The 26051-nt window shown below is 68.7% G+C and carries 27 protein-coding genes and 3 tRNA genes; 15 read left to right on the top strand and 15 right to left on the bottom strand.

The features are described from left to right. Position 1 precedes the first annotated feature (1 nt). The 4 genes from GS4_RS08830 to GS4_RS08815 all read right to left on the bottom strand — a co-directional run bounded on the left by GS4_RS08830 (position 2) and on the right by GS4_RS08815 (position 2325). On the bottom strand, positions 2–322 hold the full coding sequence (locus GS4_RS08830) for a DUF3349 domain-containing protein (protein WP_007619693.1): 321 nt from the start codon (positions 320–322) through the stop codon (positions 2–4). A gap of 108 nt (positions 323–430) precedes the next feature. Further along, the gene (locus tag GS4_RS08825) at positions 431–781 is read right to left on the bottom strand and encodes a DUF3349 domain-containing protein (protein ID WP_007619691.1); all 351 of its coding nucleotides are present in this window, start codon (positions 779–781) and stop codon (positions 431–433) included. Between the two features lie 9 nt (positions 782–790). Further along, positions 791–1075, bottom strand: a complete 285-nt coding sequence (locus tag GS4_RS08820) for a hypothetical protein (protein WP_007619689.1) — start codon at positions 1073–1075, stop codon at positions 791–793. Positions 1076–1101: 26 nt separating this feature from the next. Continuing rightward, positions 1102–2325: an inorganic phosphate transporter gene (locus GS4_RS08815; protein WP_007619687.1), complete on the bottom strand. Its 1224-nt coding sequence runs from the start codon at positions 2323–2325 to the stop codon at positions 1102–1104. 205 nt (positions 2326–2530) lie between these two features. Here GS4_RS08815 and GS4_RS08810 point away from each other — a divergent pair, with 205 nt between their 5' ends. Both GS4_RS08810 and GS4_RS08805 read left to right on the top strand, forming a co-directional pair. Next, complete coding sequence (locus GS4_RS08810; protein ID WP_040509936.1) at positions 2531–3592, top strand: LLM class F420-dependent oxidoreductase; 1062 nt, start codon at positions 2531–2533, stop codon at positions 3590–3592. 180 nt (positions 3593–3772) lie between these two features. After that, on the top strand, positions 3773–4327 hold the full coding sequence (locus tag GS4_RS08805) for a YdcF family protein (protein WP_007619683.1): 555 nt from the start codon (positions 3773–3775) through the stop codon (positions 4325–4327). Between the two features lie 358 nt (positions 4328–4685). Here the strand turns inward: GS4_RS08805 and GS4_RS08800 are convergent, their stop codons facing one another. Next, a complete protein-coding gene (locus GS4_RS08800; RefSeq protein WP_085947028.1) occupies positions 4686–5636 on the bottom strand; it encodes a 1,4-dihydroxy-2-naphthoyl-CoA synthase in 951 nt (316 codons plus the stop codon). Positions 5637–5734: 98 nt separating this feature from the next. Here GS4_RS08800 and GS4_RS08795 point away from each other — a divergent pair, with 98 nt between their 5' ends. Beyond that, positions 5735–6391 (top strand): PaaI family thioesterase, encoded by a 657-nt coding sequence (locus GS4_RS08795; RefSeq protein ID WP_007619679.1) that lies wholly within the window; start codon positions 5735–5737, stop codon positions 6389–6391. Positions 6392–6803: 412 nt separating this feature from the next. Here GS4_RS08795 and GS4_RS08790 read toward each other — a convergent pair whose 3' ends face one another. From GS4_RS08790 to GS4_RS08780, 3 genes are all read right to left on the bottom strand, one after another. Next, the gene (locus GS4_RS08790; protein WP_007619673.1) at positions 6804–8156 is read right to left on the bottom strand and encodes a saccharopine dehydrogenase family protein; all 1353 of its coding nucleotides are present in this window, start codon (positions 8154–8156) and stop codon (positions 6804–6806) included. Positions 8157–8254: 98 nt separating this feature from the next. Beyond that, positions 8255–9334 (bottom strand): AbrB family transcriptional regulator, encoded by a 1080-nt coding sequence (locus GS4_RS08785; RefSeq protein ID WP_007619671.1) that lies wholly within the window; start codon positions 9332–9334, stop codon positions 8255–8257. 46 nt (positions 9335–9380) lie between these two features. Then, the gene (locus tag GS4_RS08780; RefSeq protein WP_007619669.1) at positions 9381–10001 is read right to left on the bottom strand and encodes a class I SAM-dependent methyltransferase; all 621 of its coding nucleotides are present in this window, start codon (positions 9999–10001) and stop codon (positions 9381–9383) included. A 121-nt stretch (positions 10002–10122) separates the two neighbouring features. Here GS4_RS08780 and menD point away from each other — a divergent pair, with 121 nt between their 5' ends. After that, positions 10123–11784: a 2-succinyl-5-enolpyruvyl-6-hydroxy-3-cyclohexene-1-carboxylic-acid synthase gene (gene menD / locus GS4_RS08775; protein WP_007619667.1), complete on the top strand. Its 1662-nt coding sequence runs from the start codon at positions 10123–10125 to the stop codon at positions 11782–11784. Positions 11785–11924: 140 nt separating this feature from the next. Here menD and GS4_RS08770 read toward each other — a convergent pair whose 3' ends face one another. Genes GS4_RS08770 through GS4_RS08760 form a run of 3 tightly spaced genes read right to left on the bottom strand, consistent with a single transcriptional unit; the run spans position 11925 to position 14712 of the window. Next, positions 11925–12650, bottom strand: coding sequence for a GNAT family N-acetyltransferase (locus GS4_RS08770; protein ID WP_007619664.1), 726 nt, complete (start codon positions 12648–12650; stop codon positions 11925–11927). Continuing rightward, positions 12647–13813, bottom strand: coding sequence for an LLM class flavin-dependent oxidoreductase (locus GS4_RS08765; RefSeq protein ID WP_007619662.1), 1167 nt, complete (start codon positions 13811–13813; stop codon positions 12647–12649). Before GS4_RS08765 ends, GS4_RS08770 begins: the two co-directional genes overlap by 4 nt. Then, complete coding sequence (locus GS4_RS08760; protein ID WP_007619661.1) at positions 13810–14712, bottom strand: glutathione S-transferase C-terminal domain-containing protein; 903 nt, start codon at positions 14710–14712, stop codon at positions 13810–13812. The genes GS4_RS08765 and GS4_RS08760 overlap by 4 nt, the downstream gene beginning before the upstream one ends. Before the next feature lie 231 nt (positions 14713–14943). Between GS4_RS08760 and GS4_RS08755 the strand changes: the two genes are divergently transcribed. Continuing rightward, the gene (locus GS4_RS08755) at positions 14944–15465 is read left to right on the top strand and encodes a DUF3592 domain-containing protein (protein ID WP_040509935.1); all 522 of its coding nucleotides are present in this window, start codon (positions 14944–14946) and stop codon (positions 15463–15465) included. Here GS4_RS08755 and GS4_RS08750 read toward each other — a convergent pair. Beyond that, positions 15414–16031, bottom strand: coding sequence for a Type 1 glutamine amidotransferase-like domain-containing protein (locus tag GS4_RS08750; RefSeq protein ID WP_007619657.1), 618 nt, complete (start codon positions 16029–16031; stop codon positions 15414–15416). The genes GS4_RS08755 and GS4_RS08750 overlap by 52 nt on opposite strands. Before the next feature lie 108 nt (positions 16032–16139). Between GS4_RS08750 and GS4_RS08745 the strand changes: the two genes are divergently transcribed. From GS4_RS08745 to GS4_RS08725, 4 genes are all read left to right on the top strand, one after another. Continuing rightward, positions 16140–16619, top strand: a complete 480-nt coding sequence (locus GS4_RS08745) for a DoxX family protein (RefSeq protein ID WP_007619654.1) — start codon at positions 16140–16142, stop codon at positions 16617–16619. Between the two features lie 89 nt (positions 16620–16708). Beyond that, positions 16709–17893, top strand: a complete 1185-nt coding sequence (locus tag GS4_RS08740) for a glycosyltransferase family 4 protein (protein WP_007619652.1) — start codon at positions 16709–16711, stop codon at positions 17891–17893. Positions 17894–18027: 134 nt separating this feature from the next. Next, positions 18028–18756 (top strand): demethylmenaquinone methyltransferase, encoded by a 729-nt coding sequence (locus tag GS4_RS08735; protein WP_051989684.1) that lies wholly within the window; start codon positions 18028–18030, stop codon positions 18754–18756. 345 nt (positions 18757–19101) lie between these two features. Then, a complete protein-coding gene (locus GS4_RS08725; protein ID WP_007619648.1) occupies positions 19102–19749 on the top strand; it encodes a hypothetical protein in 648 nt (215 codons plus the stop codon). Between the two features lie 37 nt (positions 19750–19786). Here GS4_RS08725 and GS4_RS08720 read toward each other — a convergent pair whose 3' ends face one another. Continuing rightward, positions 19787–20779 (bottom strand): oxygenase MpaB family protein, encoded by a 993-nt coding sequence (locus GS4_RS08720; RefSeq protein ID WP_007619646.1) that lies wholly within the window; start codon positions 20777–20779, stop codon positions 19787–19789. A gap of 64 nt (positions 20780–20843) precedes the next feature. Next, positions 20844–22334: a geranylgeranyl reductase family protein gene (locus GS4_RS08715; RefSeq protein WP_007619644.1), complete on the bottom strand. Its 1491-nt coding sequence runs from the start codon at positions 22332–22334 to the stop codon at positions 20844–20846. Between the two features lie 107 nt (positions 22335–22441). On the opposite strand from GS4_RS08715, the gene GS4_RS08710 reads away from it, so the two are divergent. Beyond that, positions 22442–23461 carry a polyprenyl synthetase family protein gene (locus GS4_RS08710; RefSeq protein ID WP_007619643.1) on the top strand — a complete coding sequence of 340 codons (1020 nt, stop codon included), beginning with the start codon at positions 22442–22444 and terminating at the stop codon, positions 23459–23461. 160 nt (positions 23462–23621) lie between these two features. After that, positions 23622–24479 carry a zinc metalloprotease HtpX gene (gene htpX / locus GS4_RS08705; protein ID WP_007619641.1) on the top strand — a complete coding sequence of 286 codons (858 nt, stop codon included), beginning with the start codon at positions 23622–23624 and terminating at the stop codon, positions 24477–24479. Between the two features lie 65 nt (positions 24480–24544). Here htpX and GS4_RS08700 read toward each other — a convergent pair whose 3' ends face one another. Beyond that, positions 24545–25039 (bottom strand): YajQ family cyclic di-GMP-binding protein, encoded by a 495-nt coding sequence (locus tag GS4_RS08700; protein WP_007619639.1) that lies wholly within the window; start codon positions 25037–25039, stop codon positions 24545–24547. Between the two features lie 262 nt (positions 25040–25301). Here GS4_RS08700 and GS4_RS08695 point away from each other — a divergent pair. From GS4_RS08695 to rpmG, 4 genes are all read left to right on the top strand, one after another. After that, positions 25302–25382: transfer RNA gene (locus tag GS4_RS08695), tRNA-Tyr, on the top strand. A gap of 128 nt (positions 25383–25510) precedes the next feature. After that, positions 25511–25583 (top strand) — tRNA-Thr (locus tag GS4_RS08690). A 26-nt stretch (positions 25584–25609) separates the two neighbouring features. After that, a tRNA-Met gene (locus GS4_RS08685) sits at positions 25610–25683 on the top strand. A 79-nt stretch (positions 25684–25762) separates the two neighbouring features. Beyond that, entirely contained in the window at positions 25763–25930 is a 168-nt protein-coding gene (rpmG, locus tag GS4_RS08680; RefSeq protein WP_003929651.1) for a 50S ribosomal protein L33, read from the top strand. Positions 25931–26051 lie beyond the last annotated feature (121 nt).

Raw genomic sequence — 26051 nt, 5'->3', positions numbered from 1 at the left:
CTCAGTCCGCCGACGGCCCATCGCCGTCGTCGAACGGCCACCCGACCGACTCGAGATGGGCACGGATCCGGGCGATGTCGGCGTCGGACGGGAGTTCGTCGGTGACCTTGGTGATCTTCACGCCCGCGTCGATCCGGGAGATGGGCTCCGGTGGGGGATCGGATTCTTCGATGAGCTCGGCCGAGACCGATTGCACCTCGTCGTCGCTCAGTTGCCGACGGAGGAGGGCGACGAGGGGGATGAAGTCGTCCTGCGGTACCCCGTTCGGGTAGCCCGCGCGGAGCCAGTCGACGATCCGTCGGAGGAATTGCGGTCGGTCCACGTGAGCCCCCTTCGGCGTCGCTCGGCGTAGGACGCCGATTGTATGTGCGGTGAAATGCCAGTGGCGCCGTTGCCGGCGCCACTGGGTCGAGATGGATGGAGCGGTTGATCAGGAGGAGACCGGCTCGGTCGACGCCAGCGGCCATCCGACGGCGGCCAGCCGCGAGGCGACCTGGTTCACCTCTTCGGGATTGGGCTGGTCGTTGATCACCGCGGCGATCGCCTGCTGGATCTTCTCCTCGGTGATCGGCTCCTCGGTGCCGTGCTCGCGGAACATCGTCAGGATCGCATCGGTGATCTGACGCTCGTCGAGCGTGCGGGCGAGGAGGGCGAGCAGCGGGAAGTAGTCGGTGGGCGGGACACCCTCCGGGTAGCCGGCGCGCAACCAGTCCAGGATCGACTCGAACTTGCTCCGGTCCGGGGCGGTCGCATTGGCGTTGGCGTTGGCATTGTCGGTCACTGGCTCAACTCATTTCGTCGGCGCGAACGGGAACAGGTTGATGTGCAGGTGGTAGTTGATGCTCGCCCGGGCGATCCAGAGGACCGCGACCACGATGATCGCGGCGATCAGGAAGAAGAGCACCCAGCCGGCGGCCTTGAGGGCGGGATTCTGTGCGTGCGTGGTGCCGTCGGCGTCGGCGTCGCCCTGCCCGAGGGCGTAGGTGCGCAGTCCCACCGCGAAGAGGGCGGGGAGTCCGGCGCCGAAGATCAGGCCGACCAGGAGGACCCGGCCGATGGCCTCGAGTTCATGCATGAGTGTGTTCCTTTGGGATCGTCTGATCAGGCGGTCGGGGTCGGGGCCTTGGCCTCGTCCCGCTCGTCGGCCGGGATGACGCTGTTGGTGCTGTCGTCCCATTCGTCGTTGACGTTGTTGGAATCGACCTTCTGCTGCTGCGCCTTCCAATACATGAGTCCGGAGAGCGCGACCAGGATCAGGAAGATGACGATGGCGCCGGCGGCACCGCCGATGGTGTTGGCGATCCAGAAGGTGAACGCGCCGACGAGGCCCGCGGACGGCAGCGTGATGATCCAGGCGACGGCCATCCGGCCGGCGACGGCCCAGCGGACCTTGGCACCCTTCTTGCCGACGCCGGACCCGAGGATCGAGCCGGTGGCGACGTGGGTGGTGGAGAGGGCCATACCCGATGCGCTGGAGGTCAGGATGATGGCGGCCGAGGACGCCTCGGCGGCCATGCCCTGCGGCGACTCGATCTCGACCAGGCCCTTGCCCAGGGTGCGGATGACGCGCCATCCGCCGATGTAGGTGCCGAGCGCGATGGCGAGGGCGCAGCTCACGATGACCCAGAGGGGGAGTCCCTCCTTGACGGAGTCGGCGGCGAGGTGGCCGGTGGTGATCAGCGCGAGCGCGATGACGCCCATGGTCTTCTGCGCGTCGCCGGTGCCATGGGCGAGCGCGACCAGCGAGGCGGTGGCGACCTGCCCCCATCGGAAGCCCTGCTCCTTCTTGGCCTGCACGATCGTCTTGGTGATCGCGTAGACGAGGAACGTGCCGCAGGCGGCGACGACGCAGGCGATGACCGGGGCCATCACGCCCGGGATGATGATCTTGTTGACGATGCCGTCCCAGTTGACGCCGGACGTGCCGAGTGCCGCCATGCCCGAGCCGATCAAGCCGCCGAAGAGCGCGTGCGACGAGCTGGAGGGCAGACCGAACAGCCAGGTCAGCAGATTCCACAGGATGCCGCCGATGAGGCCGGCGAAGATGATGATGAGGCCGGTGGTCGGCGTGATGCCGGTGACCAGCTCACCGCCCTTGTCCTGCACCTTGAGGACGTCCTTGGTGATGGTCGCCGCGACCTCGACCGAGAGAAAGGCGCCGACGAGGTTGAGGAGGGCCGCGAGGGTGACCGCGGTCTTGGGCTTGAGGGCCCGCGTGGCGATGGACGTGGCCATCGCGTTTCCGGTGTCGTGGAAACCGTTGGTGAAATCGAACCCCAGTGCTGTGATCACCAACAGCACCAGGATCAGCATCTCTGCGCTCATGCCGTAATCATCGGTCGTGTCCTCGCAAACCGGGAAAAGGAAAGAGATAGTAAAATGACCCGGTGAGCAGCATGTTTCTGGCGCAACATGCACTGTTCACCCATTGTTCATCCAGCCACTTTGCACGGTACAACGATGATGTCCGATTTGTCCGTCCGAACGAGGGCTCGGTCGCGCTGGGACCCCTGTGCGAGAATCCGTCGGTATGACATCGATGACGCTGGGCATGCCGATCAACTACGCGGGTGACTTCCGCGAGACCATCGACAATCTCGCAGATTTCGAGTCGGCGGGCGTGGGTCGCGTCGCCGTCCCGGAGGCATACAGTTTCGACGCGGTGAGCCAGCTGGGCTACATCGCGGCGCGCACGAAGACCATGGAATTGCAGACCGCGATCCTGCCGATGTACTCGCGGACGCCGTCGAACCTCGCCATGACCGCAGCCGGCCTGGACTACATCAGCGGCGGACGCGCGGTGCTCGGCATCGGGGCGTCGGGGCCGCAGGTGATCGAAGGGTTCCACGGGGTCAAGTACGACTATCCGCTGGGGCGGGCGCGTGAGCACGCCGAGATCTGCCGCAAGATCTGGCGTCGGGAGAAGACCGACTACCGCGGTAAGCACTACACACTCCCGCTGACCAAAGAAGATGGCGGGACCGGGCTCGGCAAGCCGCTCAAGATCATCAATCATCCGGTCCGCGACCGGATTCCGATGCTGCTCGCCGCCATCGGACCAAAGAACACCGAACTCGCCGCCGAGCTGTTCGAGGAGTTCCAGCCGTTCCTCTACCACCCCGAATACGTCGAGGCCGCCTTCGGTGAGCCGCTTGCCGCGGGCAAGGCCAAGCGCGATCCGTCGCTGCCCGATCTGAAGATCGTGGTGCAGGCGTCGGCGCTGATCTCCGAGGACGAGACCGAGATCGAGAACGCGCTGCAGGTGGTCCGTCACCACGCCGCCCTCTACATCGGCGGCATGGGTGCGCGTGGCAAGAACTTCTACAACGCGCTGGCCGTCCGGTACGGATACGCCGACGAGGCGAAGCTGATCCAGGATCTCTACCTCGACGGCAAGAAGGTCGAGGCGGCCGCGGCGGTGCCCGACGACCTGGTGAAGGCGATGTCGCTGATCGGCCCGCGGTCGCTGGTGGCCGAACGGGTGGAGGCCTTCCGCTCGTCCGGTGTCGGAGTCCTGCTGGCATCTCCCGCCGCCCCGACTCACGCGGATCGGGTGGAGGACATGGGCCAGCTGCGCGAGATCCTGGGCTGACCGTCCGACCCTGCTGACCCGGACCCTGCTGACCCCTCCGCTGCGGTCCGCCCGTGCGGCCGGGTTGCGGGTGTCGAGATACTCGGGCATCGGCGGGATCGGCTGTCGCGCAGTCGGGTCGGAGGTCGCCGATCGCCTCGTTGCGACGGTGGTCGTGCGCTCCCCGGTAAGCTCGGCGGGGTGCGTGGGCGACTCATCGGGCTGGTGGCGGTGCTCGTCGTCGCCATCGCCGCGGTGACCTACGGTCTGGTCGGTGGGGCCGTGTTCGCCGATGCGTCGGCCGATCGACTGCGTCCGGCCGACGCGATCGTGGTGCTCGGTGGTGAGCACGACGGTCGGGAACAATACGGGCTCGACCTCGCGCGGCGCGGTCTGGCATCGACGGTGCTGATCTCCGATCCCTACGGTCGCGGCGACGATGTCACCGAGCAGTACTGCCGTGCACGGATTCCCGGTGTCGAGGTGATCTGCTTCGAGCCGGATCCGTCGACGACCCGTGGCGAGGCGGGATATGTGGAACGTCTGGCATCCGAGCGTGGATGGAAGCACGTGATCGCGATCAGCTGGCGCTACCACCTGCCGCGGGTCCGGCACATCTTCGGACAGTGCTTCGGCGGAGAGGTCACCGCTGTCGACACACCCCGCGACTACCGGTTCTCCGCCGCGCAGTGGGGATTCGTCTACGCGTATCAGATCGCCGGGTACATCAAGTCCGAGATCGTCGGGTGCCGGTAAGGGGTTGTCGGGTGCGGGCTCGGGTTGTCGCGCGCGCGTGATCCTCGGGGCGTGGGCCGGGCGCGGGTGTGGCCCGGGCGCGGGTGTGGCCAGAATCTGCTGCGGAGCGGGGTGTCGTGTGGATATTGCACGCGGCTGGTCGGTGGGCGGCAGGTTTTGGACAGTGAGCGGGCGTGGAGGGGTGAGGTGCCGAGTCGGTCGACCGGCTGGGGCAGCCCGGCCGCGGGTGTGACCACAATCTGCTGCGGAGCGGGGTGTCGTGTGGATATTGCACGCGCCGGCCCGCTGGACGGCAGTTTGTGGACAGCGAGCGTACGAAAGCGGTAGGGCACGGGCAGGCACCCGGTCACCGCGTGCCTCAGTAGTAGTACGGGAACTGGTCCCAATCCGGAGAGCGCTTCTCCAGGAACGAGTCCCGCCCCTCGACGGCCTCATCCGTCATGTAGGCCAGACGGGTGGCCTCGCCGGCGAACACCTGCTGGCCCATCAGGCCGTCGTCGGTCAGGTTGAACGCGAACTTGAGCATCCGCTGCGCGGTCGGCGACTTGCCGTTGATCCTGCGGCCCCACTCGATGGCGGTCGCCTCCAACTCGGCGTGCGGCACCACCCGGTTGACCGCGCCCATCCGATGCATCGTCTCCGCGTCGTAGGCCTCGCCGAGGAAGAAGATCTCCCGCGCAAACTTCTGTCCGACCTGCTTGGCGAGATAGGCGCTGCCGTAGCCGGCATCGAACGACCCGACGTCGGCATCGGTCTGCTTGAACCGCGCGTGCTCGGCCGACGCCAAGGTGAGGTCGCAGACGACATGCAGTGAGTGCCCGCCCCCGGCCGCCCAACCGTTGACGACGGCGATCACCACCTTGGGCATCGTCCGGATCAGTCGCTGCACCTCGAGGATGTGGAGCCGCCCACCCTCGGCCTTCACCCGAGCGTCGTCGACGGTGTCGGCGGTCTCGCCGCCCGCGTACTGATATCCCGATCGTCCGCGGATACGTTGATCGCCGCCACTGCAGAATGCCCAGCCGCCGTCCTTCGGGCTCGGTCCGTTGCCCGTCAGCAGCACCGTCCCGACGTCCGGACTGCGACGGGCGTGGTCCAGCGCCCGGTACAGCTCGTCGACCGAATGCGGACGGAATGCGTTGCGGATCTCCGGTCGGTCGAACGCGATCCGGACGATCCCGTTCTCGCGGCCCTCGCCCACATGCCGGTGATAGGTGATGTCGGTGAGGTCGTCGAAGCCGGGAACCGCGGCCCACTGCTGCGGGTCGAAGGGGTTGCTGGGATCGGCGGCGGCAGCATCGGGACTCATGCTCGTCAGCGTAGTGACGCCCGTGACCGGCACCGACGTCCGGCCTTGCGCGGCGAGCCGATGGTCGGGGCGACTCCGGGGCTGGATACGGTGAACGGATGAACGACGCCCTCGACGACCAGTGGAATCCGACCGATCAGGACGGATCGCCACACGAGGGCGGTTTCCGCGCCCGGTTCGACGTCACCACCGAGCGCGGCGGCCCGCGGTATGGCGAGTTCAACGAACAGGTCCGGCTGCTCATGGATCGGGTCCGGTACGCATGCCCGACCGGCGAGCTCACCGACGAACTCATCGCCGACCTGAAGTCGATCAACGGCAAGCTCGCCGACGTCCAGATCGATGAGTGGCACACCCCGGCGGGTACCCGCATCGACCTGCCGGCGCGCGGCAACATCACCGTGCCGCCGTATGACGTGACCGACGCCGGTCCGGACGGGGTCACCGCGCAGATCACGTTCCGTCCGTATCACCTCGGGGGCAACGACGCCGCCCACGGCGGTCAGGTGGCGGTGGCCTTCGACGACCTCGGTGGCATGGCATCGGCGCTCAAGATCCAGGGTGTCTCGCGAACCGCGTACCTGACCGTCAACTACCGATCGATCACGCCGCTGCGCACCCCGCTGACCATTCGCACCTGGGTCGAGAACCTGGACGGGCGCAAGGTCTACGTGAAGGGGACGCTGCACGAAGGCGATCGCCTGTGCGCCGACCTCGACGCGCTGTTCATCCGACTCAAGCCCGGTCAGCCCTAGGGTCGGCGGCGGGGCTCCTGCTCGGATTTCTGACACGTGAGCGGCGGCTGCTCGGGAATGCGTACGGTGTGGCGCGCTCACGCGTCGTTTGTGCGAGAGCCGAGAGCCGAGATCTGAGAGCCGAGCGGAGCGGGTGACCGCGGGTTTTCGGATTTCTGACACCTGAGCGGCGGCTGCTCGGGAATGTGCACGGTGTGGCGCGCTCACGTGTCATTTGTGCGAAAGCTGCGAGCCGAGATCTGAGAGCCGAGATCTGAGGGCCGAGAGCGGGTGACCGCGGGTTTTCGGATTTCTGACACCTGAGCGGCGGCTGCTCGGGAATGTGCACACTGCGGCTCGCTGAGGTGCCATTTGTCCCGGCGACCCGGCGACCCGGCGACCCGGCGACCCGGCGACCCGGCGACCCCGACAGTCAGCCCAGCGGACCGGCCTCGATCTCGAAGCCTGCGGTGCGCAGCCGGTCGACGAGGACGTCGCCGAGGGCGACCGCGGGCGTCAGCACACCGTGATGGTCGGGCAGCCGGTCACGATCCAGCGCCAGGCCCAACGCCGACTCGGCGAGCATCACGGCGGTGGCCTTGTAGCCGGGATCGCCCTTGGCCTTGATGCGCGACCGGTATCGCTTGCCGGTGGTGGTAGTCGTGTAGGTCTCGGTGACGAAGAAGCCGTTCTCCCTGGCCTTCTCGCTCGGGCCGTCGCCCGGCTTGGGCAGTACGCGATCGAGCAGTTTGCGCACCGGGCCGAAGCTCATCGCGCCGAGGAAGGCGCCGGTGCCGACCCCGACGAGGCCTGCCGTGAGGGTGGAGATGCCGGGGATGCTGCCGACGTTCATCGTCTCCGCGTAGTGGAAGTCCTTGCCGTAGGCGTTGTGCAGCAGGGCATTCGACCGACGGACGATGCGGGTGTTGTGCGCGGCCATGAAGAACGGTGCCAGCGTCCCGCTCAGGGACGGGTCGACGCTCTTGGCGCCGACGATCGCGATGTCGCTCGGCTCCGACGACACCTTGGCTCGCGGCGTCTCGGCCGGGCTGCCCGACAGCGCCTGCGGGTTGAGCATGAGTCGACGCTTCTGCGAGTCCTTGGCCTCGTCGGCGATCACCCGCATCGAGTCGATGGTGCCGCCGGAGATCCCGCCGCGCATGGCCCGGACGATGAGCGTGGTGTCCGTCAGCTCGCCCGCGCCGTCATCGGAGATGGCGCGATACAGCGTCCAGGCGCCGAGATCGGAGGGGACGGAGTCGAATCCGCACGAGTGCACGATCCGCGCGCCGGTGGCCTCGGCGGTCTCGTGGGCCTTGTTGATCGAGTAGTGCACGAACGGCACCTCACCGGTGAGGTCGACGTAGTCGGTGCCTGCGCTGGCGGCTGCGACCACGAGGGCCTCGCCGTACTTGAGGTACGGACCGACTGTCGTGCACACGACGCGGGTCCGTGCGACCAGCGCATCGAGCGAGGCGGGCGACGATGCGTCGGCGATGATGAGCGGCCAGTCGGCCGCGCGGGGACCCAGGCGCCGACGGACGTCGGAGAGCTTGCCCTCGCTGCGTCCGGCCAGGGCGATGCGTGCGTCGGTGGGGCCGTGGTCGGCGAGGTACTTCGCGGTCAGCTCGCCGACGAAGCCGGTGGCGCCGAAGACGACGACATCGAACTCTCGGTCGGGGCCGGAGGACGCGGGAGCCGGGTCGGTCGCTGCCGGGTCGGTGGCCGCCGGGGCGTCGGTGCTGGTCGAGTCGCTGTTGCTGATGGCGTCATGGTCCGCACTCATACCCCGACAATAGGCGAGTGCCGGGGCCGGCCCGCAAGGCCTGCTCGTCGGCCCCGGTCGCACACCCCGACGACGCGGAGCGATCGCCGACAGCCGGTTCAGTCCGGCGTTCGATTCAGCCATCGGGCCGCGAGGCGGGCGGCGAACGGTGCGATGAACAACATCAGGAGCACCCGCAATATCTGTGCGGCGACCACGAATGCGACGTTCCCGCCGGCCGCGGTCGCCGCGGCGAGCACCGCATAGATGCCGCCGGGAGTCGTCGCCAGGTAGCCGTCGAGCAGCGACTCTCCGGTCCACCACGACAGCAGCACGCCGAGGAGTGCGCTGCCCACACCGATGGCGATGATGAGCACGAAAGCGGCGGGCAGCACCCGCCCGACGGTGCGGAGACGGTCCATCGTGAACCCGAGGCCGGCCTGCCATCCGATGATCGCGTAGCCGGCCGTCAGCAGGATCGTCGACACCTCGGCATCGCCCGCCACCCCGGTCAACTCGGCGACGGTCGCGAGTGCGAGCGGTCCGAGCAGCCCGGCAGCCGGGACGTGCAGCAGTCGGGCGAGCGGTACGCCGACGCCGACACACACGACGACCAGCAGCAGGCCCCACGCCTGCGCGGTCGCCGACGGTGCGGCGACCTCGACAGCTGCGGCCGACGTGCCGAACACCAGCGACGCGATCACCGGGATGGTCACCGTCACCAGCGCCACCCGCAGGTACTGGATCACCGCGACCATGCGCTCGTCGCCACCGAGTTCGCGGGTGAGTGCGACCAATCCCGACGCGCCGCCTGCGACCAGCGCGAGCGAGCCGGTGAGCGGGTCGACGAGTCGATGTGCCCCGAGGAGTGCGCCGCCGGCGATGGACAGCGCGAGGGTGCCCACGCCGATGACCAGCACGGGGAACCACGACGAGCCCAGGCCCGAGAGCGTCTCCGGCTGGGCCATCGTGCCGATCGAGACGCCGAGGACACCCTGTGCGCCCAGCATGATGGGGCGGGGGATGACGGTCGCGTCGGGATCGTCGGCGACTGCGCGTCGGGTGGGGGCACGGCCGGAGATCGCCAGGACGGCGGCGACGACGAGGGCGGCGAAGAGTGCCGCGGCATCGACGTCGATCAGCTCGAGCAGAGCTGTGGCCGCTGCGGTGAGCACGGCCAGCACGATCCAACGGAGCACTCAGCCGAGGGTATGGGTGCGTGGTCGGCACGGTGTGTCAGGGGCGTCAGGATGTGGCGACGGCGACACCGAGACTGATCGCGCCGAAGAACTTCGGCGTGCCCGACTGATAGAAGCGATCCACGTCGCCGACGGTCAGTTCCGCGTCGGTGACCAGTCCGACGATGTCGCGGGTGAGGTGGCATCCGCCTGCGACGCGACGCTGGATCGGTTCCAACCGGTGTTGCCACCGGCGGACCGATTCGTCGGGCGCGCGGCCGTGCTCGAGGAAGTGCAGCGTGCCGCCCGGACGCAGCACCCGACGGATCTCCGACAGCGCGGCTCGGGCGTCGGGGACGGTGCACAGCGTGAACGTCGAGAGCGCGGCGTCGAAGGTGCCGTCGGCGAAGGGGAGTCGCTCGCCGTCGAGCCCGGCGCGTTCGATGGGTACGGGTGACGTCGCGACCCGGTCCTCGGCGAGCCCCCACCCGCCGTCCGACGGATCGACGGCGGCGACGTGCCGGACGGTCGACGGGTACTCGGCGACGTTGAGGCCGGACCCGAACCCGATCTCGACCACATCGCCGGACAACCCGGCGCACACCCGCGTGCGCAGCGGCTGGACGAGGTGCGATCCGCAGGTCAGGTCGATCACCCGCGGCAACACGTGACGTTCGTACAGGCCCATGACGCCTCCTCGTGTCGGCTGGGTGACCACTGCTGACCGGGTCTGTGAGCTCCGTCATCCGACGACTCCGACGGTGCCACGTGCGGCGGGGAGTGACCAGGGGCGGCCTAGGCTGGGGTCCATGAACCCCTCGACCCTCCAGGCGCGGGTGATCGTCGACGAGATGGTCCGCGGCGGCGTCACCGAGGCGGTGCTCTGCCCGGGCTCGCGCAACGCGCCGCTCGCGTTCGCGCTGCACGCTGCCGATGTCCGTGGTGACCTGCGGCTGCATGTGCGCGTCGACGAGCGGTCCGCCGGATTCCTGGCCTTGGGTCTGGCAGTGTCGTCGGGGCAGCCGGTTCCCATCGTGATGACCAGCGGTACCGCGGTGGCCAACATGGGGCCCGCAGTGTTCGAGGCCAACTATGCACGGGTGCCGTTGGTGGTCGTCAGTGCGAACCGGCCGTACGAACTGCTCGGATCGGGCGCCAACCAGACCATCGAGCAGTTCGGCATCTTCGGCACCCAGGTCCGCGCGGCCATCAGTCTCGGACTGGCCGAGCAGGATCTCGACACCAACAGCCAGTGGCGGTCGGCGGTCGGTCGAGTGCTGGCGGCAGCGCGGGGCGCGCGGTCGGGCAACGCCGGTCCGGTGCAGTTCGACATCCCGCTTCGTGAGCCGCTCGTCCCGGATGTGTCGGTCGGTCCCGACGACGACCTCGGCGTGTTCGACGGTCGTGAGGACGGTCGGCCCTGGACCCACGCCCCGGTCGGGAAGCTCGACGTCCCGCTGCCCATCGACCTCGGACGGGACACCGTGGTCGTCTCCGGCCACGGCGCAGGACCCCATCCGGCCCTCGCCGGCATCCCGACCGTCGCCGAACCGACTGCTCCCTTCGCGCAGACGCCGCTGCATCCGCTCGCGCTGGCATCGTTACGGCCGCAGCAGGCGGTGATCTGCGGTCGTCCGACGCTGCATCGCGGTGTCGCGCGGTTGCTCGCCGACCCCGACGTCCGCGTCTACGCGCTGACGACGGGCCCACGCTGGCCCGATGTGTCGGGCAACGTCTACGCCACCGGTACCCGGGTCGAGGTGTCGGGTGAACCGCGCGAGGACTGGCTCAAGGAATGCGCCGACGTCCAGCAGCGCGTACTGGGCGCCGTCGATGCCGAACTCGATGTCGACGGTGTGACCACCGGATTGCACGTCGCACGTGTGGTGAGCGCCGCGATGCGTCCCGGGGATCAACTCGTCGTCGGTGCCAGCAATCCCATCCGCGATGTCGCGCTGGCCGGCCGGGTACCCGAGGGCGTGCGCGTACTGTCCAACCGCGGCGTCGCCGGCATCGACGGCACCAATTCCACCGCGATCGGCGCCGCGATGGCCCTCGATCGGAGCGGTTCCGACGCGCACACCATCGCGCTGATGGGCGATCTGACCTTTCTGCACGATGCGACCGGGCTCATGATCGGACCGTCGGAGCCGCGGCCCCGGTCGCTGCGGATCGTGGTGGCCAACGACGACGGCGGTGGCATCTTCGGTCTGCTGGAGCAGGGCGACCCGCGATTCGGCACCGACGCCTACTCGGGAGCGTACGAACGCATCTTCGGTACCCCGCATCGCACCGACCTCGCTTCTCTCGCAGCCGGATTCCGGTTGCCGCACCGCCGGGTCCGCATCGACGAGTTGTCGGCGGTGCTGGCCGAACCCGCACCCGAGGGTGGGATCGAGATCGTCGAGGTGGCCACCGACCGCGAGGATCTCCGGTCGGTGCACGCACGGATCGCGGCCCGGTTGGGGTGATCATCCGGGCGGGACCGCGCCCGGACTGACCACGATCTGCCGTCCTGCGGGGTGGCGCGTGCGATATCCACGTGGCTCGGCGCTGGGTGGCAGATATTGGTCGGAGACACGACCAGGGCCGGGGCCAGGGCTGAGGAGCCCTACCCCCGGATCGGCCTCAGGTAGTGGAAGTCCACCGTCCGACGGATGACGAAACCCATCCGTAGATAGAGCTCGATCGCCGACGTGTTCGATGCCGCGGCATGCATGAACGGGGATTCACCACGCGCGAAGATCTCGTGCGCGACGGCACCGACGAGGGCACGTGCGTAGCCCCGACCGCGGTATCCGGGGTCGGTGCAGACCGCGCTGATCTCGGTCCAGCCGGGCGGATGCAGCCGCTCTCCGGCCATCGCGACGAGTGCTCCTGCCTCCGAGCGGATCCCGAGGTAGCGACCCATCCGATGGGTCTCGGAGAAGAAGGGTCCCGGCCGAGTGCGGGTGACCAGGTCGACCATCTCGGACGCATCGTCGGCGCCCAGTTCCACCGCACCCGCGAACGGGCCGGTCACCAGCGCGTCGGTCGGGACCAGCTGGACACCAGGAGTCGGATCGCGGTCCTCCCAGTCGGACGGGATGTCGTCGGGCTCGGCGGTCATCGCGACGCCCCCGCCGGGCGCGATCAGCCCGGCGAGATCGGCCCAGGCGAGTGGATCGGTGGGATCACTCACCGCACCGAACGGCGACACCGTCGGCAGGTATCGACCGGCCCGCGAGGTTGTCTCGCCGAGGTCGGCCTGGACCCCGGACAGACTCGCCCACGCGGGATTGTCGAGGATGTGCGTCTGCGGCCCCGTCGGGACGGTCGGCTGCGTCGGGACGGTCATCGGCGGGCCCACTCCGCGGCGATCAACTCATACGAACGCACCCGGTCGGCGTGGTCGTGGGTGATGGTCGTGATCACGATCTCGCGGGCGCCGGTGGCGTCGCGCAACTGCTCGAGCCGGTCGGCGACGGTCGCCGGCGATCCGACGAACTGGGTGAGCACCCGATCACGGACCAGGTCGCGGTCGTCGTCGGTCCAGTCGAGTGCCGCTGCCTCTGCGGGCGTCGGATAGGCGATGGCCCCCTCGCCCCGTCGGATGCTGCGCACCCAGGCAGGGTAGCCGGACGCCAACTCGGTCGCGTGGTCGTCGGTGTCGCCGATCACCGCGTCCACCGACACCGCGACATACGGTTCGGGTAGGTGGGCCGACGGCTCGAAGGCCGCCCGATACGCGTCGACGGCATCGATCACCGTGCTGGGGCTGTGGTGGTAGCCGGCGATGAACGGCAGGCCCCGACGTCCCGCGACGGTGGCGCTCTCGCCACCCGAGGCTCCCAGGATCCAGACCTCGACGTCGGCGCCCTCGCCGGGAGATGCGTGCAGCGGCGTGCCATCGGACCCGACGGCCGTCCCCCGGAGCAGTGCGAGCACCTCGGCGATCTGGTCGTCGTAGTCCGGGGCGTAGGCGCCCGGCTGCTGCAGGGCATCGAGCAACCGGACGAACTTGCTCTTCGAGACCGACGATGCGATGTCGAAGCGTCGGGGCAGCAACAGCCCGTTGTCGGTGTGCGAGTCCTCGTCGTGGTCGCCGCCGCCGCGTCGGGACAGGTAGTCCTGCCCGGTCTCACCCGGTGCCTCGCCGGCCGGTGCCGGTTTCGGGCGTGAAGGTGAACGTCCGATCCCGAGGTCGAGCCGACCCGGGTGCAGCGCGTCGATCAGACCGAACTCCTCGACCGTCGCCAACGGGGTCCGGTGGCCGAATTGCACTCCGGCCGAACCGAGTCGGATGGTCCGGGTCGCCGCCGCGACGAGCGCGATCTCCACCGCCGGTGACGAACCCAGCACGCCCGGATTGAGGTGGTGTTCGGCGAACCAGTAGCGCCGATACCCGAAGCGTTCCGCCGACTGTGCGAGATCGACCGCGTTGTGCAGGGCAGCCTGGGCATCCGCCCCCGACGATCGGGGCAGGAGGTCGAGGACCGAGAGCGACGCCGGGTCGGTCACGCGGGGACTCCGTGTTCTGCTCCCGATCGCCAGTCCTCGGCGACGGCGTCGGTGCCGCCGAAGGATGGGAAATCGGTGGTCCCGGCGAATGCGGGCAGCGCGTACAGCTCCCGTGCGTACCGCCAGACGTGCGGATGCTCGGCGAGCCGTGGTGCACCGGAGCGTGCGGCGGCGGCGTCGTAGCGGACCAGCGACACCCAGAGCCGGACATCGGCGAGCGTGACCTGGTCGTCGATGAGGAAGCGGCTCCCGGTGAGGCGTTCGTCGAGTGCGGCGAGTGCGGTCTGCAGGGTCGCCGACGCTTGCGCGGCGTCCGGGCCCGAACCGGTCGCCGAACCGACGGTGCTGTTCACCGTCGGCCGGAGCCACTCCTCGAGGCGGTCGATCTCCGCACGCTTCTCGGCGGGGTAGAGCTCGATGCGGTCGGGGCCTGCGATGCCCGCGGTCCGCGATGCGAGGTCGCGGTCGATCGTCGCGAAGTCGTTGCTGATGACCCGACCACTGGTCCGGTCCCACAGCGTGGGCACCGAGATGTGCCCGTCGAAGCCCGGCTCGGTCGCCTCGTAGGCGTCACGGAGCAGGGCGAAGTCGTTCACCGGATCGGGCCCGATGGCCTCGCGGAACGCCCACCCGCGCCCGTCGCGCGCGTTGTCGACGTAACTCACCGACACGGAGTCGCGCAGTCCGGCCAGCTCGACCGTCAGCGTCACCCGCTGCGCCCACGGGCAGAACAGTCCGGCATAGACGTGGTAGCGACCGGCTTCGGCCGGGTACGGCGTCGAGTCGTCGTCGGAGATCCGCCCGGTGAAGCGATACAGCGGACGGTCGTCGTCGGGCCGTCGGGTGATCGCGTACTCGCCGTAGGTGTCGGTGTCGACCGGGCTTGCGAACGTGGTCATCGGTGGTCCCCCTGGTCAGCAGGTCGGAGATGATGTGCGTGGGTCTTCGCGGCGGCGGGGCCTCTCGCGTGGTCGGCCCGCTCACCTCTTCGGGCAACGATCGCGTGAGCGGGCGATGTTCCTCGCGTTCGACGCTGTCCTGGGGAAATGCCGTGACAGGGCTGCATTCCGATCATCGAGACCCGAAGTCGGTCGATCGGCTGCCGAGTGACGCCGGTTATCCTGGCTGCCATGAACCCGACCATCCTGCGGCGCGTGCAGATCGTGCTGCTGGGTGTCGGCGTGGTGGTGAGCGTGATGGCCGTGATGCTGGTCGCCGGTAGCTTCCACAACGATCGTCAGATCGACGCGGACAAGGCCACGACCATGGCGGAGGTCGTGTCCGCCGACCGGCTGCACGCGGCGGTGAACTTCCAGACGCCGGACGGGCAGTTCTACAGCCCGCGCCTCGGTCTCCTGTATCCGACGGAGCTGTCCCAGGGACAGCGCATCAGCGTCGACTACTCGACCTCCAACCCGGATCTCGCGCGTCCCGCCGGACGGAACGCGAGCCTGGCCGTGATCCCGGCGCTCTCGGTGGCGGCTCTCGGTTGGGTCGTCGTGGGTGTCCTGATGGTTGCGCTGGCCGAGATCAACCGCCGGCTGGTACGTCGTGGTGGCGGTGCGTCAGGCGGCTCCACCGACTCCGACCCCGATCCGGATCAGCCGGACGACACCACCGACCAGGAACTGTCGGACACACGCACCGCCTGATCGTCGTCGATGTAGACGAGACGGTCGTCGTCGCCGTGGTTGCGTCGGGTCTCGTCGATCACCGCGGTGCCCATCACGATGCCGTCCGCGTGCGGGATGACCACGATGTCGACCAATCCCAACGCCGCCCAGGAGTCCAACGGCTCCGTCTCACCCGGATCGTCCATGCCGGCGATCGGCGTGAGGTCGGGACCGACGACCACCGACCCGGCACTCTCGCCGATGTAGGGGAGTCCATCCCGGACCCGCCGGGTGAGCACGGCGTCGGTCCCCGTGCGACGCAGGACGTGCAGCAGATGAAAGGTGTTGCCGCCGGCCACGAAGACGGCGTCGACGGCATCGAGAGCGGTGTCGAGGGATTCCGGGGTCGAGCGTCCGAGATCGATGTCGATCACCTCGAAACCGAAGTCACGCAGAGCCTCTCGATCGACGCCCAGCCACCCCGGCTGTGGGTAGATCTCCGACGCCGCGCCGATGAACCCGATGCGAATCGATCTCGCAGATCGCTCGACGAGTGGGTTCACGAAATCCGGTACGGCGGAGAGCCATCGACTGGCCAGCAACATCTCGGTCACTTGTTCATGGTGCCTCACACAATCATCGGCGCGTATGGGGACGCTCACAGTCGAGGTCGCGCAGTAGCCGACTCGTCCGTCTCTCGGCAAGATCAGGTAATGCTCACCTACGTTGATCGGTCGTCGTCCTATGTCCTCGGCGTGTTTCGCATCGTCATCGGGTTTCTGCTGTTCTGCCATGGCTCGGCGAAGCTGACCGGCTGGCCGGGAGGTGGCGATCCGGTCGAACTGGGAGCCTGGCCCGCTTGGTGGGCGGGCATCATCGAATTCGTCTGTGGCGCACTTCTCGTCGTGGGAGTCGGCACTCGCGCCGCCGCGTTCCTCGCCTCCGGAACCCTTGCCGTCGCGTACTTCTGGAGTCATCAACCCGATGCTCTGCTGCCGATCGAGAACAACGGTGAGACCGCCGCGCTGTTCTGCTGGGCGCTCTTCCTGATTGTGTTCATCGGCCCGGGCCGGTTGACGCTGACCTCGCTGTGGCGCCGGGAGTCGGACGCCGCGAGCACTGCGCCCGAGCGATCGGGCACGACCGGCGAGACGACTGGAGCAGCCGCGACGAGGTCGTCCGCGGGCGTCTGAGCAGGTGTGCGGTGAGTGTTCACCGCGGGTTCGGCGGGCGTACACGTCGCGCCGGCGCCTGCGAAAGGTGGTTGTCGGACAATGACGGCATGCGCGTCGCAATCGCCGCCGAGAGTTTTCTCCCGCAGATGAACGGGGTCGTCAACTCCGTCCTCCGCGTCGTCGACCATCTGGAGCGCACCGGCCACGAGGTGGTGGTCATCGCGCCGGACACCCCTCGTGGCCACGAGCAGGCTCCCCGGATGGTGGGTCGGCGCACCCCGGTCCACCTGGTGCCGTCGGTCATGGTGCCAGGAGTCTCGTCCCTCCCGGTCGGGGTGCCCACGCCGCTCTTGTATCGAGCGCTGCGCGACTTCGAACCCGACGTGGTGCACCTCGCGTCGCCGTTCGTGATCGGCGCGGCTGCCGCGCACGCCGCGGGTCGACTGGGTGTCCCGACGGTCGCCGTCTTTCAGACCGACGTGGCCGGTTTCGCCGACAGCTATGGTCTCGCGGTCACGAGTCGACTCGCCTGGCGCTACACGCGCCGGTTGCACGAGGCCTGCACACGCACCCTGGCGCCGTCGACCGCGACTCTGGAAGCGCTTGCATCGCACGGTATCCCACGTCTGTATCGCTGGGGACGTGGGGTCGACCTGGAATTGTTCGATCCCGCCCACCGTGACGGGACGCTCCGTGCGCAGTGGCTCGGCGGCCCGAGCGCCGTACCCGGAGGCCCGGCCGGTGTGGGTGAGGAGCGGCTGATCGTCGGGTTCGTCGGACGGCTCGCCCCGGAAAAGCACGTCGAGCGACTGGCAGTGTTGGCATCGGACCCGACGGTCCAGGTGGTCATCGTCGGTGACGGCCCCGAGCGCGCCCGATTGTCGGCGCTGATGCCGACCGCGGTGTTCACCGGCGAACTGCGCGGTGCGGAACTGGCGCGGGCGTATGCCAGTCTCGACGTGTTCGCCCACGCGGGGGAGCACGAGACCTTCTGTCAGGCGATCCAGGAGGCGATGGCCAGCGGACTCCCGGTGATCGGCCCGGACGCCGGCGGGCCGCGCGATCTGGTCGCGCACTGCCGGACCGGCTACCTGCTGCCGCCCGCGTCGTTCGCCGAGCTCCTGCCGGGTGCGGTCGACGGCCTCCGTCCGGCCGCCGTGCGGGCCGAGTTCGGCCGTGCCGCCCTCGGCGCCGTGCGGTCACGGACGTGGCCGGTGGTGTGCGAGCAGTTGGTCGACCACTACCGCGCGGTGGTGGAACCGCTCGACGGGGTGCAGTCCCTCGCCGGTTGAGTATCGGCGCCCACACGCCACCGGGAAGGCTCGGGCCGCCACCGGTCCGACCGCAGTTCGTCGCACCGTCGAGGGTGCCGACGGTCGATGCTCCGACCATCACCTCGCCGTGGTCGGCCGGTAGCGTGATCGGCATGGCAGCGGAGACGTCGGGTGAGCATTGGTCGCAACAGGCCGGATTGGACCGGGCCGGCCTGGACAAGGACCCGGCCGAGGTCGCCACCATGTTCGACGGGGTGGCCAAGCGCTACGACATCACCAACACCGTGCTGTCCTTCGGGCGTGATCGCGGCTGGCGCACGACCACCCGTCGCACCCTCGCGCTCCGCCCCGACGACGTCGTCCTCGATCTCGCCGCCGGCACCGCGGTGTCGACCGTCGAACTCGCCGGGTCCGGCGCACACTGCGTGGCCGCCGACTTCTCGCTGGGGATGCTCAAGGCGGGTGCGCGTCGCCCGGTGCCCAAGGTTGCCGCCGATGCGCTCGCCCTGCCGTTCGCCGACTCGTCCTTCGATGCCGCGACCATCTCCTTCGGTCTGCGTAACGTCAACGATGTCCCGACCGCGCTCGCAGAACTCCGCCGAGTCCTCAAACCCGGTGGGCAACTGGCTATCTGCGAGTTCTCGTCACCGACCTTCGGGCCGTTCCGCACGGTCTACCTCGAGTACCTGATGAAGGCGCTGCCCGCAGTGGCCCGGCGGGTGTCGAGCAATCCGGCCGCCTACGTCTACCTGGCCGAGTCCATCAGGGCGTGGCCCGATCAGGATGGGCTCGCCCGACTACTGCGTGAGGCCGGTTTCACCGAGATCTCCTGGCGCAACCTCACCGGCGGCATCGCCGCCATCCATTCCGCGATCCGCTGACCCCCGGCGCGGGGGTCGCGCCGGCGTCGATCGTGCGCTCGAGTTCGTCGACCGTGCGCGGATCCGTCGACCGTGCGCGCGAACTCGTCGACCGTGCGCGCGGATCCGTCGACCGTGCGCTCGAACTCGTCGACCGTGCGCGCGGATCCGTCGACCGTGCGCGCGAACTCGTCGACCGTGCGCGCGGATCGCTGTACGCACGATCAACAGTTTCGAGCGCACGGTCGACGGTTTGGAGCGCACGATGAACGATTTCGAGCGCACGGTCGAGGGCAGCCCTTGACGGAAAGTGAGCAGTGCTCTCATAATTAGAGAGCACTGCTCACTGATGAAACGGTGGTCGTCATGCGCTCTCCGATCCGATCCGCGCTGTTGGTCCTCGCCGCGGCGGGCTTCGTCCTCTACCCGCTGCTCCGCGGCTTCGGTCCGGAGACCGGTCTCGCCGGGGCGGAGCACTTCGCCTCCGTGACCTGGGTGGTCGCGCACCTGGCCGCGATGGTCGGGTTCGTCACCATCGCGCTGGTGCTCCGCGGCGATGCCTGGACGCCCCGAGACGGCGGCGGTGGTGCGGGCAGACGGACCACCGAGCTATTGGCCTGGCTGTCGGCGAGTGCGTTGCTGCCGTACTACGGCGCAGAGGCCTTCGGGTTGAATGCGATGGGAAAGTGGGTGGAGGCCGGCGGCACCCCGTCGGCGGTGGACATCGCCGACGACTTCCGGTTCGCGCCGACGCCCCTCGTCGTGTTCGCCGTCGGCTGGATCCTCCTGGGGTGGGCGGCGGTACGGCTCGTTCTCGACCACCGGACCGGAGCTCGCCTGGAGCGATGGGGCGTCGGGATCACCTCTGCGATGTTGGTGCTCTTCCTCCCGCAGTTCTTCGCGCCGGGCCCCGTCCGAATCGCCCACGGCGTCGTCCTAGGACTCGGGTTGATGATGTGGGCGGTCTCGACCGCGGCAACAGCCGACACGCGGCCGACGCGATCGGCGTCCTGACCGCCGCGACGCCGTGGATGACCCGGTGGTCTGTGTCTCAGCGCGCGGCGCGGACCTCCGTCCAGGTGGGGTCGACGCCGGGTGTGGATGTCCGACGGGTTCCGTTGTGCAGCACCGGACATCCCGGGGCGAAGGTCCCGAGCTCGGAGATCTCGTAACCGTTCGGGTAGCAGCGGACCTGTGGGGTCTGCCGACCGAACAGGGGCTCGGTGCGCGGAGGGGCGAAGAGTCGGATGGCCAGTCCGCGGAGGCGTAGACCGCCGCGGACCAGCACTCGCTCGACGGCTGTCGGGCGAGGGTAGTGGAATGCCCAGAGCAGGCGATCGTCCATGAGCGCGAACGACATGCGTCGAACCACGGCACGGGGGAGCAGACGGTACGGCATGAAGGTGCCGAGCAGGTCGAGGGTTGCGTCGGCGACGGCGCGCGAGTCCTCGCTGAACGCGAAGTGCTGGTCCTCGTAGTCGTCCATGAGCCGCTCGAACTCCGCGTAGGTCTCCGGAATCCCCTTGATGGCCATGTGCTTACCCAGCCGGCGGTAGTAGTCGGTCAGCCCTCGGACCTCGTGGTCGGTCAGCCGGCGCCACTCGTAGCTGTTCACCCATCGGACCGGGCACACCACGAAGGTCGCGAGCACGTAGAGCATGTCGTCGTTGGAGATGTCGTACATCGCGTGCATCTGGTTGATACGCCGGACGCCGGCCCGCCCGAGCGGACTCTCGAAGCCGTGCTCGACCGGCGCGTCGAGCAGCAGCACGGTGTCGTCGTAGCGCTTCTGGGTCTGCTCGGTGAATTGGCCGGTGCGATACAGCAGGTCGCCGATCGACGGCACCGCGTAAGTGCGGAACAGTGCAAAACTCAGCGCCTGCGTGATCCCCCAGGGAAACTCGCGGGTCCCGAGGAGTTGGGCGATCTGCTGCGACTCGGCAGGGTCGAGATCGGCGATCTCACTGCCGAGACGGTGCCGCTCTGCGATGCGGCCGGAGAGCGCGCGGCGTGCTCGATCCGCGGCGGTGGTGACGACGGACATGGTCTCCTCCCGATCCCGGGTGTGGTCCACGCCACCCCGTCGGGCAGATTTTATCAAATATGCGTCAGCGGAACGGTGGGCGATGGTCGACCTGGGTGGAGACCCGCCCGGCTGTGCGCCATGCTCGCGCGACGAGGTCGGAGTCCTCGGGGGTGACGAGGTTGCCCATCACGCGCACCACCAGCGACATCAGCCGGCCCGAGCGGATGCCCGGTCGGCCGAGCAGGGGGACCGCGGACGGGACGGTCAAGACCCCTGCCAGTCGTCGGGCGGCGGAAAACGCCAGGCCGTAGTGGTCGACGAGCAGGTCGCGCCAGATGTGGGTGTGGTCGCCGTGTCGCTCGCCCAGCAGCTCCGCGGCCAGCCGGCCGGTCTCCAGCGCGTAGTCGATGCCTTCGCCGTTCAGCGGGTTCACACATGCGGCGGCGTCGCCGATCAGCATCCAGTTGCGCCCCGCGACACCGGTGACGGCACCGCCCATCGGCAACAGGGCCGATGTGATCGACGTCGGCGGACCGTCGATCGCCCACTCCGCACGCACCGATTCGGTGTAGTGCTCGAGTATCGGCCGCAATGCCATCTGGGCGGGTCGGCGGGAGGTGGCGAGCGCACCGACGCCGACGTTGAGCTGGTGGCCGCCCGCCGCGCCCAGCGGGAACACCCAACCGTAACCGGGCAGGAGGTCGCCGTCGGGACCCCGGAGTTCGAGATGCGAGCCCATCCAGTGGTCGTCGGCGCGGCCGGAGCGGACGTAGGCGCGCGCCGCCACGCCGTACGCGGTGTCGCGATGCCATTCGCGCCCGAGTCGCTTGCCGAGCGGTGAGCGCACGCCATCCGCGACGATCACCTGATCCACCGCGATCGGATGCCTGCGACCGTCGTGCTCGACGATCACCGACGCGATCCGATCGCCCGACATCTCGACATCGACCGCCTTCGCGCCCTGCACCATATGCGCACCGCGTCGAACCGCGAAGTCGCGCACCGCGTCGTCGAATTCCGTCCGGGCGACTGCGCTGCCGTGGTCGGGGAACCGGCCCGACGAGGGCCACCGGATCTCCTGACGGGCGCCCCAACCATGGAGTGCCAGACCGTCGATGCGCGGACGGTCGGCTAGGTGGTCGGCCATACCGAGGGTGCTCAACTCGGCGACCGCGCGCGGTGTCAGGCCGTCGCCGCAGGTCTTGTCGCGTGGAAAGGTAGCCGCGTCCAGGAGGACGACGTCGCGTCCGGCCGCCACCGCATGGGCGGCGGCGGCAGCACCGCCCGGGCCGGCGCCCACGACGAGTACGTCGGCCCGGAGCGGGACGGGCGAGTTCGCACCGGCCGAGTCGGATGCGACGGGACCAGCTGCAGTCCTGGCGGTGCCCTGAACCGAGCGCCCGGTGCCCGAGGCGTCATCGGCCCCGGTCTCATCGGCCCGGATGTCATCAAAGTTGGTGCCCTCGGTCTGGGTGACATCAGCCGAGGTGTCACGGTCGGAAGTGCCATGGTCCGGGGTGCCATCGTCGTCGGGCCCGCGGGCCGGATCGGGGACTGGGGAGACGCCGCTCACCCGACCAGTATGTCGGGCGGTGCCTACGGTTACGCTCAGCAGGCAGAGGCGGCGATCGTCGAGAGGTCGCCGCGGCCGAGGTAGGACGAGATGGGGCGGCAGAGCGCGTGAAGTCGACATTCGCCGGGCTGGACCTGGCCTCCGACGAGTTCGCCGATGAGGTGCGCACGCAGTTGGCCGCGGTCGAGGACCTGTTGTTGGCCGAGCTCTCCTCGGGCGACGACATCATGACCGAGGCGGCCACCCACCTGGCCAAGGCCGGCGGCAAGCGCTTTCGCCCGATGTTCGCGATCCTGGCAGCGCAGTTCGGCCCCCGCCCGAACGATTCCGATGTCATCACCTCGGCCACGGTCGTGGAGATGATCCACCTCGCGACGCTGTACCACGACGACGTGATGGACGAGGCTCCGCTGCGTCGGGGGGCGTCGAGCGCCAACGCCCGCTGGAGCAACAGCGTCGCCATCCTGTCCGGTGACTTCCTGTTCGCCCGCGCCTCACGACTCGTGTCGACACTGGGCCCCGAGGCCGTGCGGATCATCGCCGAGACCTTCGCCGAGCTGGTAACCGGCCAGATGCGGGAGACCGTCGGCGCCGCACCGGGAACCGATCCGGTGGACCACTACCTCAAGGTGGTGTGGGAGAAGACCGGCTCGCTGATCGCCGCTGCCGGACGCTTCGGCGCGATGGCATCGGGCGCCGAGGCCGACGACGTCGAGCGACTCTCCCGACTCGGTGACATCATCGGCACGGCCTTCCAGGTGTCCGACGACATCATCGACATCTCTTCGGCCACCGGCGATTCCGGCAAGACACCGGGCACCGACCTCCGGGAGGGTGTGCACACGCTGCCGGTGCTGTACGCGCTCGCCGCGGGCGACGAGACCGCCGACCGGCTGCGAACCCTGCTCATCGACCCCGACACCGGGCTCGCCATCCCGGTCACCGACGACGCCGTGGTCGCCGAGGCCATCGAGGTGCTCAACGGGTCGGCCGGGATGACGGCCGCGCACGATCGTCTGCGGGGGTACGCCGATGCGGCTGCGGCCGAGTTGGCGCAACTGCCCGAGGGGCCGGCGCACACCGCGCTCTCGTCGCTCGTCGACTACACGATCGACCGCACCGGGTAGCCGCCGTCGCCATGGTGGCGGCGGTCGCCGGGGTCGCGAGCGTCGAACTGCGGTCCGCTTCGGAAACTCTTTTGCCGGTGCCGTCGTTTGCATCATGTGGAGGTCGTGCGTCGCCGCCGACCCGACCACATCGGACAATGCACGACGGACACGAGGATTGGTGCACGTGAACGGTCTCAAGACCGCTGCTCTGCTGGGTTTGATGTCGGCGATCATCGTCGGCATCGGTGCGGCGTTCCGCAGCCCGGTGATCCTGGCGGGGTCGGTGCTGGTGGCGATCGCCGTGAACGCCTACGTCTATTTCAACTCCGCCAAGATGTCGCTGCGGGCGATGCACGCGCAGCCGGTGACCGAGGTCGAGGCCCCGGTGCTGTACCGCATCGTGCGCGAGCTGGCGACCACCGCGCGGCAGCCGATGCCCGCGCTGTACATCAGCCCTACCGAGTCGCCCAACGCGTTCGCGACCGGTCGCAATCCCAAGAACGCCGCGGTCTGCTGCACCGCAGGAATCCTGCAGCTGCTGGACGAACGTGAGTTGCGCGCCGTTCTCGGGCACGAGCTGTCGCATGTGTACAACCGCGACATCCTGATCAGCTCGATCGCCGGCGCGATGGCCGCGATCATCTCCGGCTTGGCGAACTTCGCGATGTTCTTCGGCGCCTTCGGAAGTCGGGAGAACTCGCCGAATCCGTTCGCGCTCATCCTGATCGCACTCCTGGGGCCGATCGCGGCGACGCTGGTCAAGATGGCGGTGTCGCGCTCACGGGAGTACCAGGCCGATCAGTCGGGTGCCGAGCTGACCGGTGATCCGCTCGCCCTGGCCTCGGCGCTCGCAAAGATCTCCGGTGGTGTGGCGGCCGCCCCGCTGCCCCCGCAGCCCGACATCGCGGCCCAGTCGCATCTGATGATCGAGAGCCCGTTCCGGGCCGGTGAGCGCATCGGCAAGATGTTCTCGACCCACCCGCCGACCGCGGACCGCATCGCACGTCTGCAGGAGATGGCCCGCCGCGGGCACTAGCCGGCCGGGGAAAGGACCTTCCCGCGGACGCATGAGCGAGAGCGGCCCCGGCGCAACCAGTCCGCTCAGCGGTAGTTGACGAACTGCAGCGCGATGTCGAGATCGGTGGCGTTCTTCAGCAGCAGGATGACCGTCTGGAGGTCGTCGCGCGACTTGCTGGTGACGCGGAGTTCGTCGCCCTGGATCTGCGCCTTGATGCCCTTGGGGCCTTCGTCACGGATCTTCTTGGAGATCTTCTTGGCCTGATCGGAGTCGATGCCCTCGACGATCTTGCCGTTGATCTTGAAGGTCTTGCCCGACGCTGCGGGCTCGCCTGCGTCGAACGCCTTCAGTGAGATGTCCCGGCGGATGAGCTTCTCCTTGAACACCTCGAGGCCGGCCAGGGCCCGCTCCTCGGCATCCGAGGTGATCACGATGGTCTCGTCGCCGGACCACTCGATGCCGGTGTTGGTGCCGCGGAAGTCGTACCGCTGGGACAGTTCCTTGGCGGCCTGGTTGAGGGCGTTGTCGACCTCCTGCCGATCGACCTTGCTGACCACGTCGAAGGATGAATCTGCCATGTCGACCAGCCTAGGCCATCGGCCTCCGGCGCCCGGCGGCGCAGTGGAGGGCCGCAGTGGGGGCCGCAGTGGCAACGCGGTCGGTGGGTGCGACACCGAAAGCCGCTCCCGTCCGTCGGACATCGCTCCGCAGTTGCGATCCGGGCCTGGCGGCGGCGTTCTCGGCTCCTGCTGAGCAGCCGGTTTGCATCGGAGCCGGTGGTCCGTTGTATTCTTTGCGGCGTTGTTCTCGCGGCTCCGACCAGGGCCGGGCGAGCGGCACGGCAGGTTGCCCGAGCGGCCAAAGGGAGCGGACTGTAAATCCGTCGCGCAAGCTACATAGGTTCGAATCCTATACCTGCCACGGCGTGGTCCACGCCGACGACCACAGGTCTGTTGATCGCAGTTCTGACCAGCGATTTGGCGCCCTGTGTCGTCGGTGTGTAACCTCGACAAGGCTCTCGAGCAGCCCGTGAGGGATGCTCGGGGAACGCCCCCTTAGCTCAGTCGGTAGAGCGTTTCCATGGTAAGGAAAAGGTCGACGGTTCGATTCCGTCAGGGGGCTCGCTGGACGTCGGTAACAGTCCGCAGGGCGGTGTAGCTCAGCTGGTTAGAGCGCACGACTCATAATCGTGAGGTCGAGGGATCGAGCCCCTCCACCGCTACACATCCGAAGAGACCGGATCGGCCCGAAAGCCAGCGCGCTGCGGCACCGACCCCGTACCACCGAAAGAAGGCAACGACGTGGCCTCGTCAACTGATGTCCGCCCCAAGATCACCTTGGCGTGCGAGGTGTGCAAGCACCGGAACTACATCACCAAGAAGAACCGCCGCAACGATCCCGATCGTCTCGAGATCAAGAAGTTCTGCCCGAACTGCGGCAAGCACCAGGCGCACAAAGAATCGCGCTGACCGACCCGCACGGGGCGTCGGGCCCCGTGTATGCGCACGAGGTCCCGGGTCGCCCGTCGCGGGATCGGTGATCTGGAGGATGTGGAGCAGCCCACCACTCCCGTGACCACGCGCAGCGACG

Origin of the sequence: Gordonia soli NBRC 108243 (genome assembly GCF_000334455.1) — a bacterium.
Taxonomy (GTDB): Bacteria; Actinomycetota; Actinomycetes; order Mycobacteriales; family Mycobacteriaceae; genus Gordonia; species Gordonia soli.
This window is presented reverse-complemented; position numbering and strand designations above follow the sequence as displayed.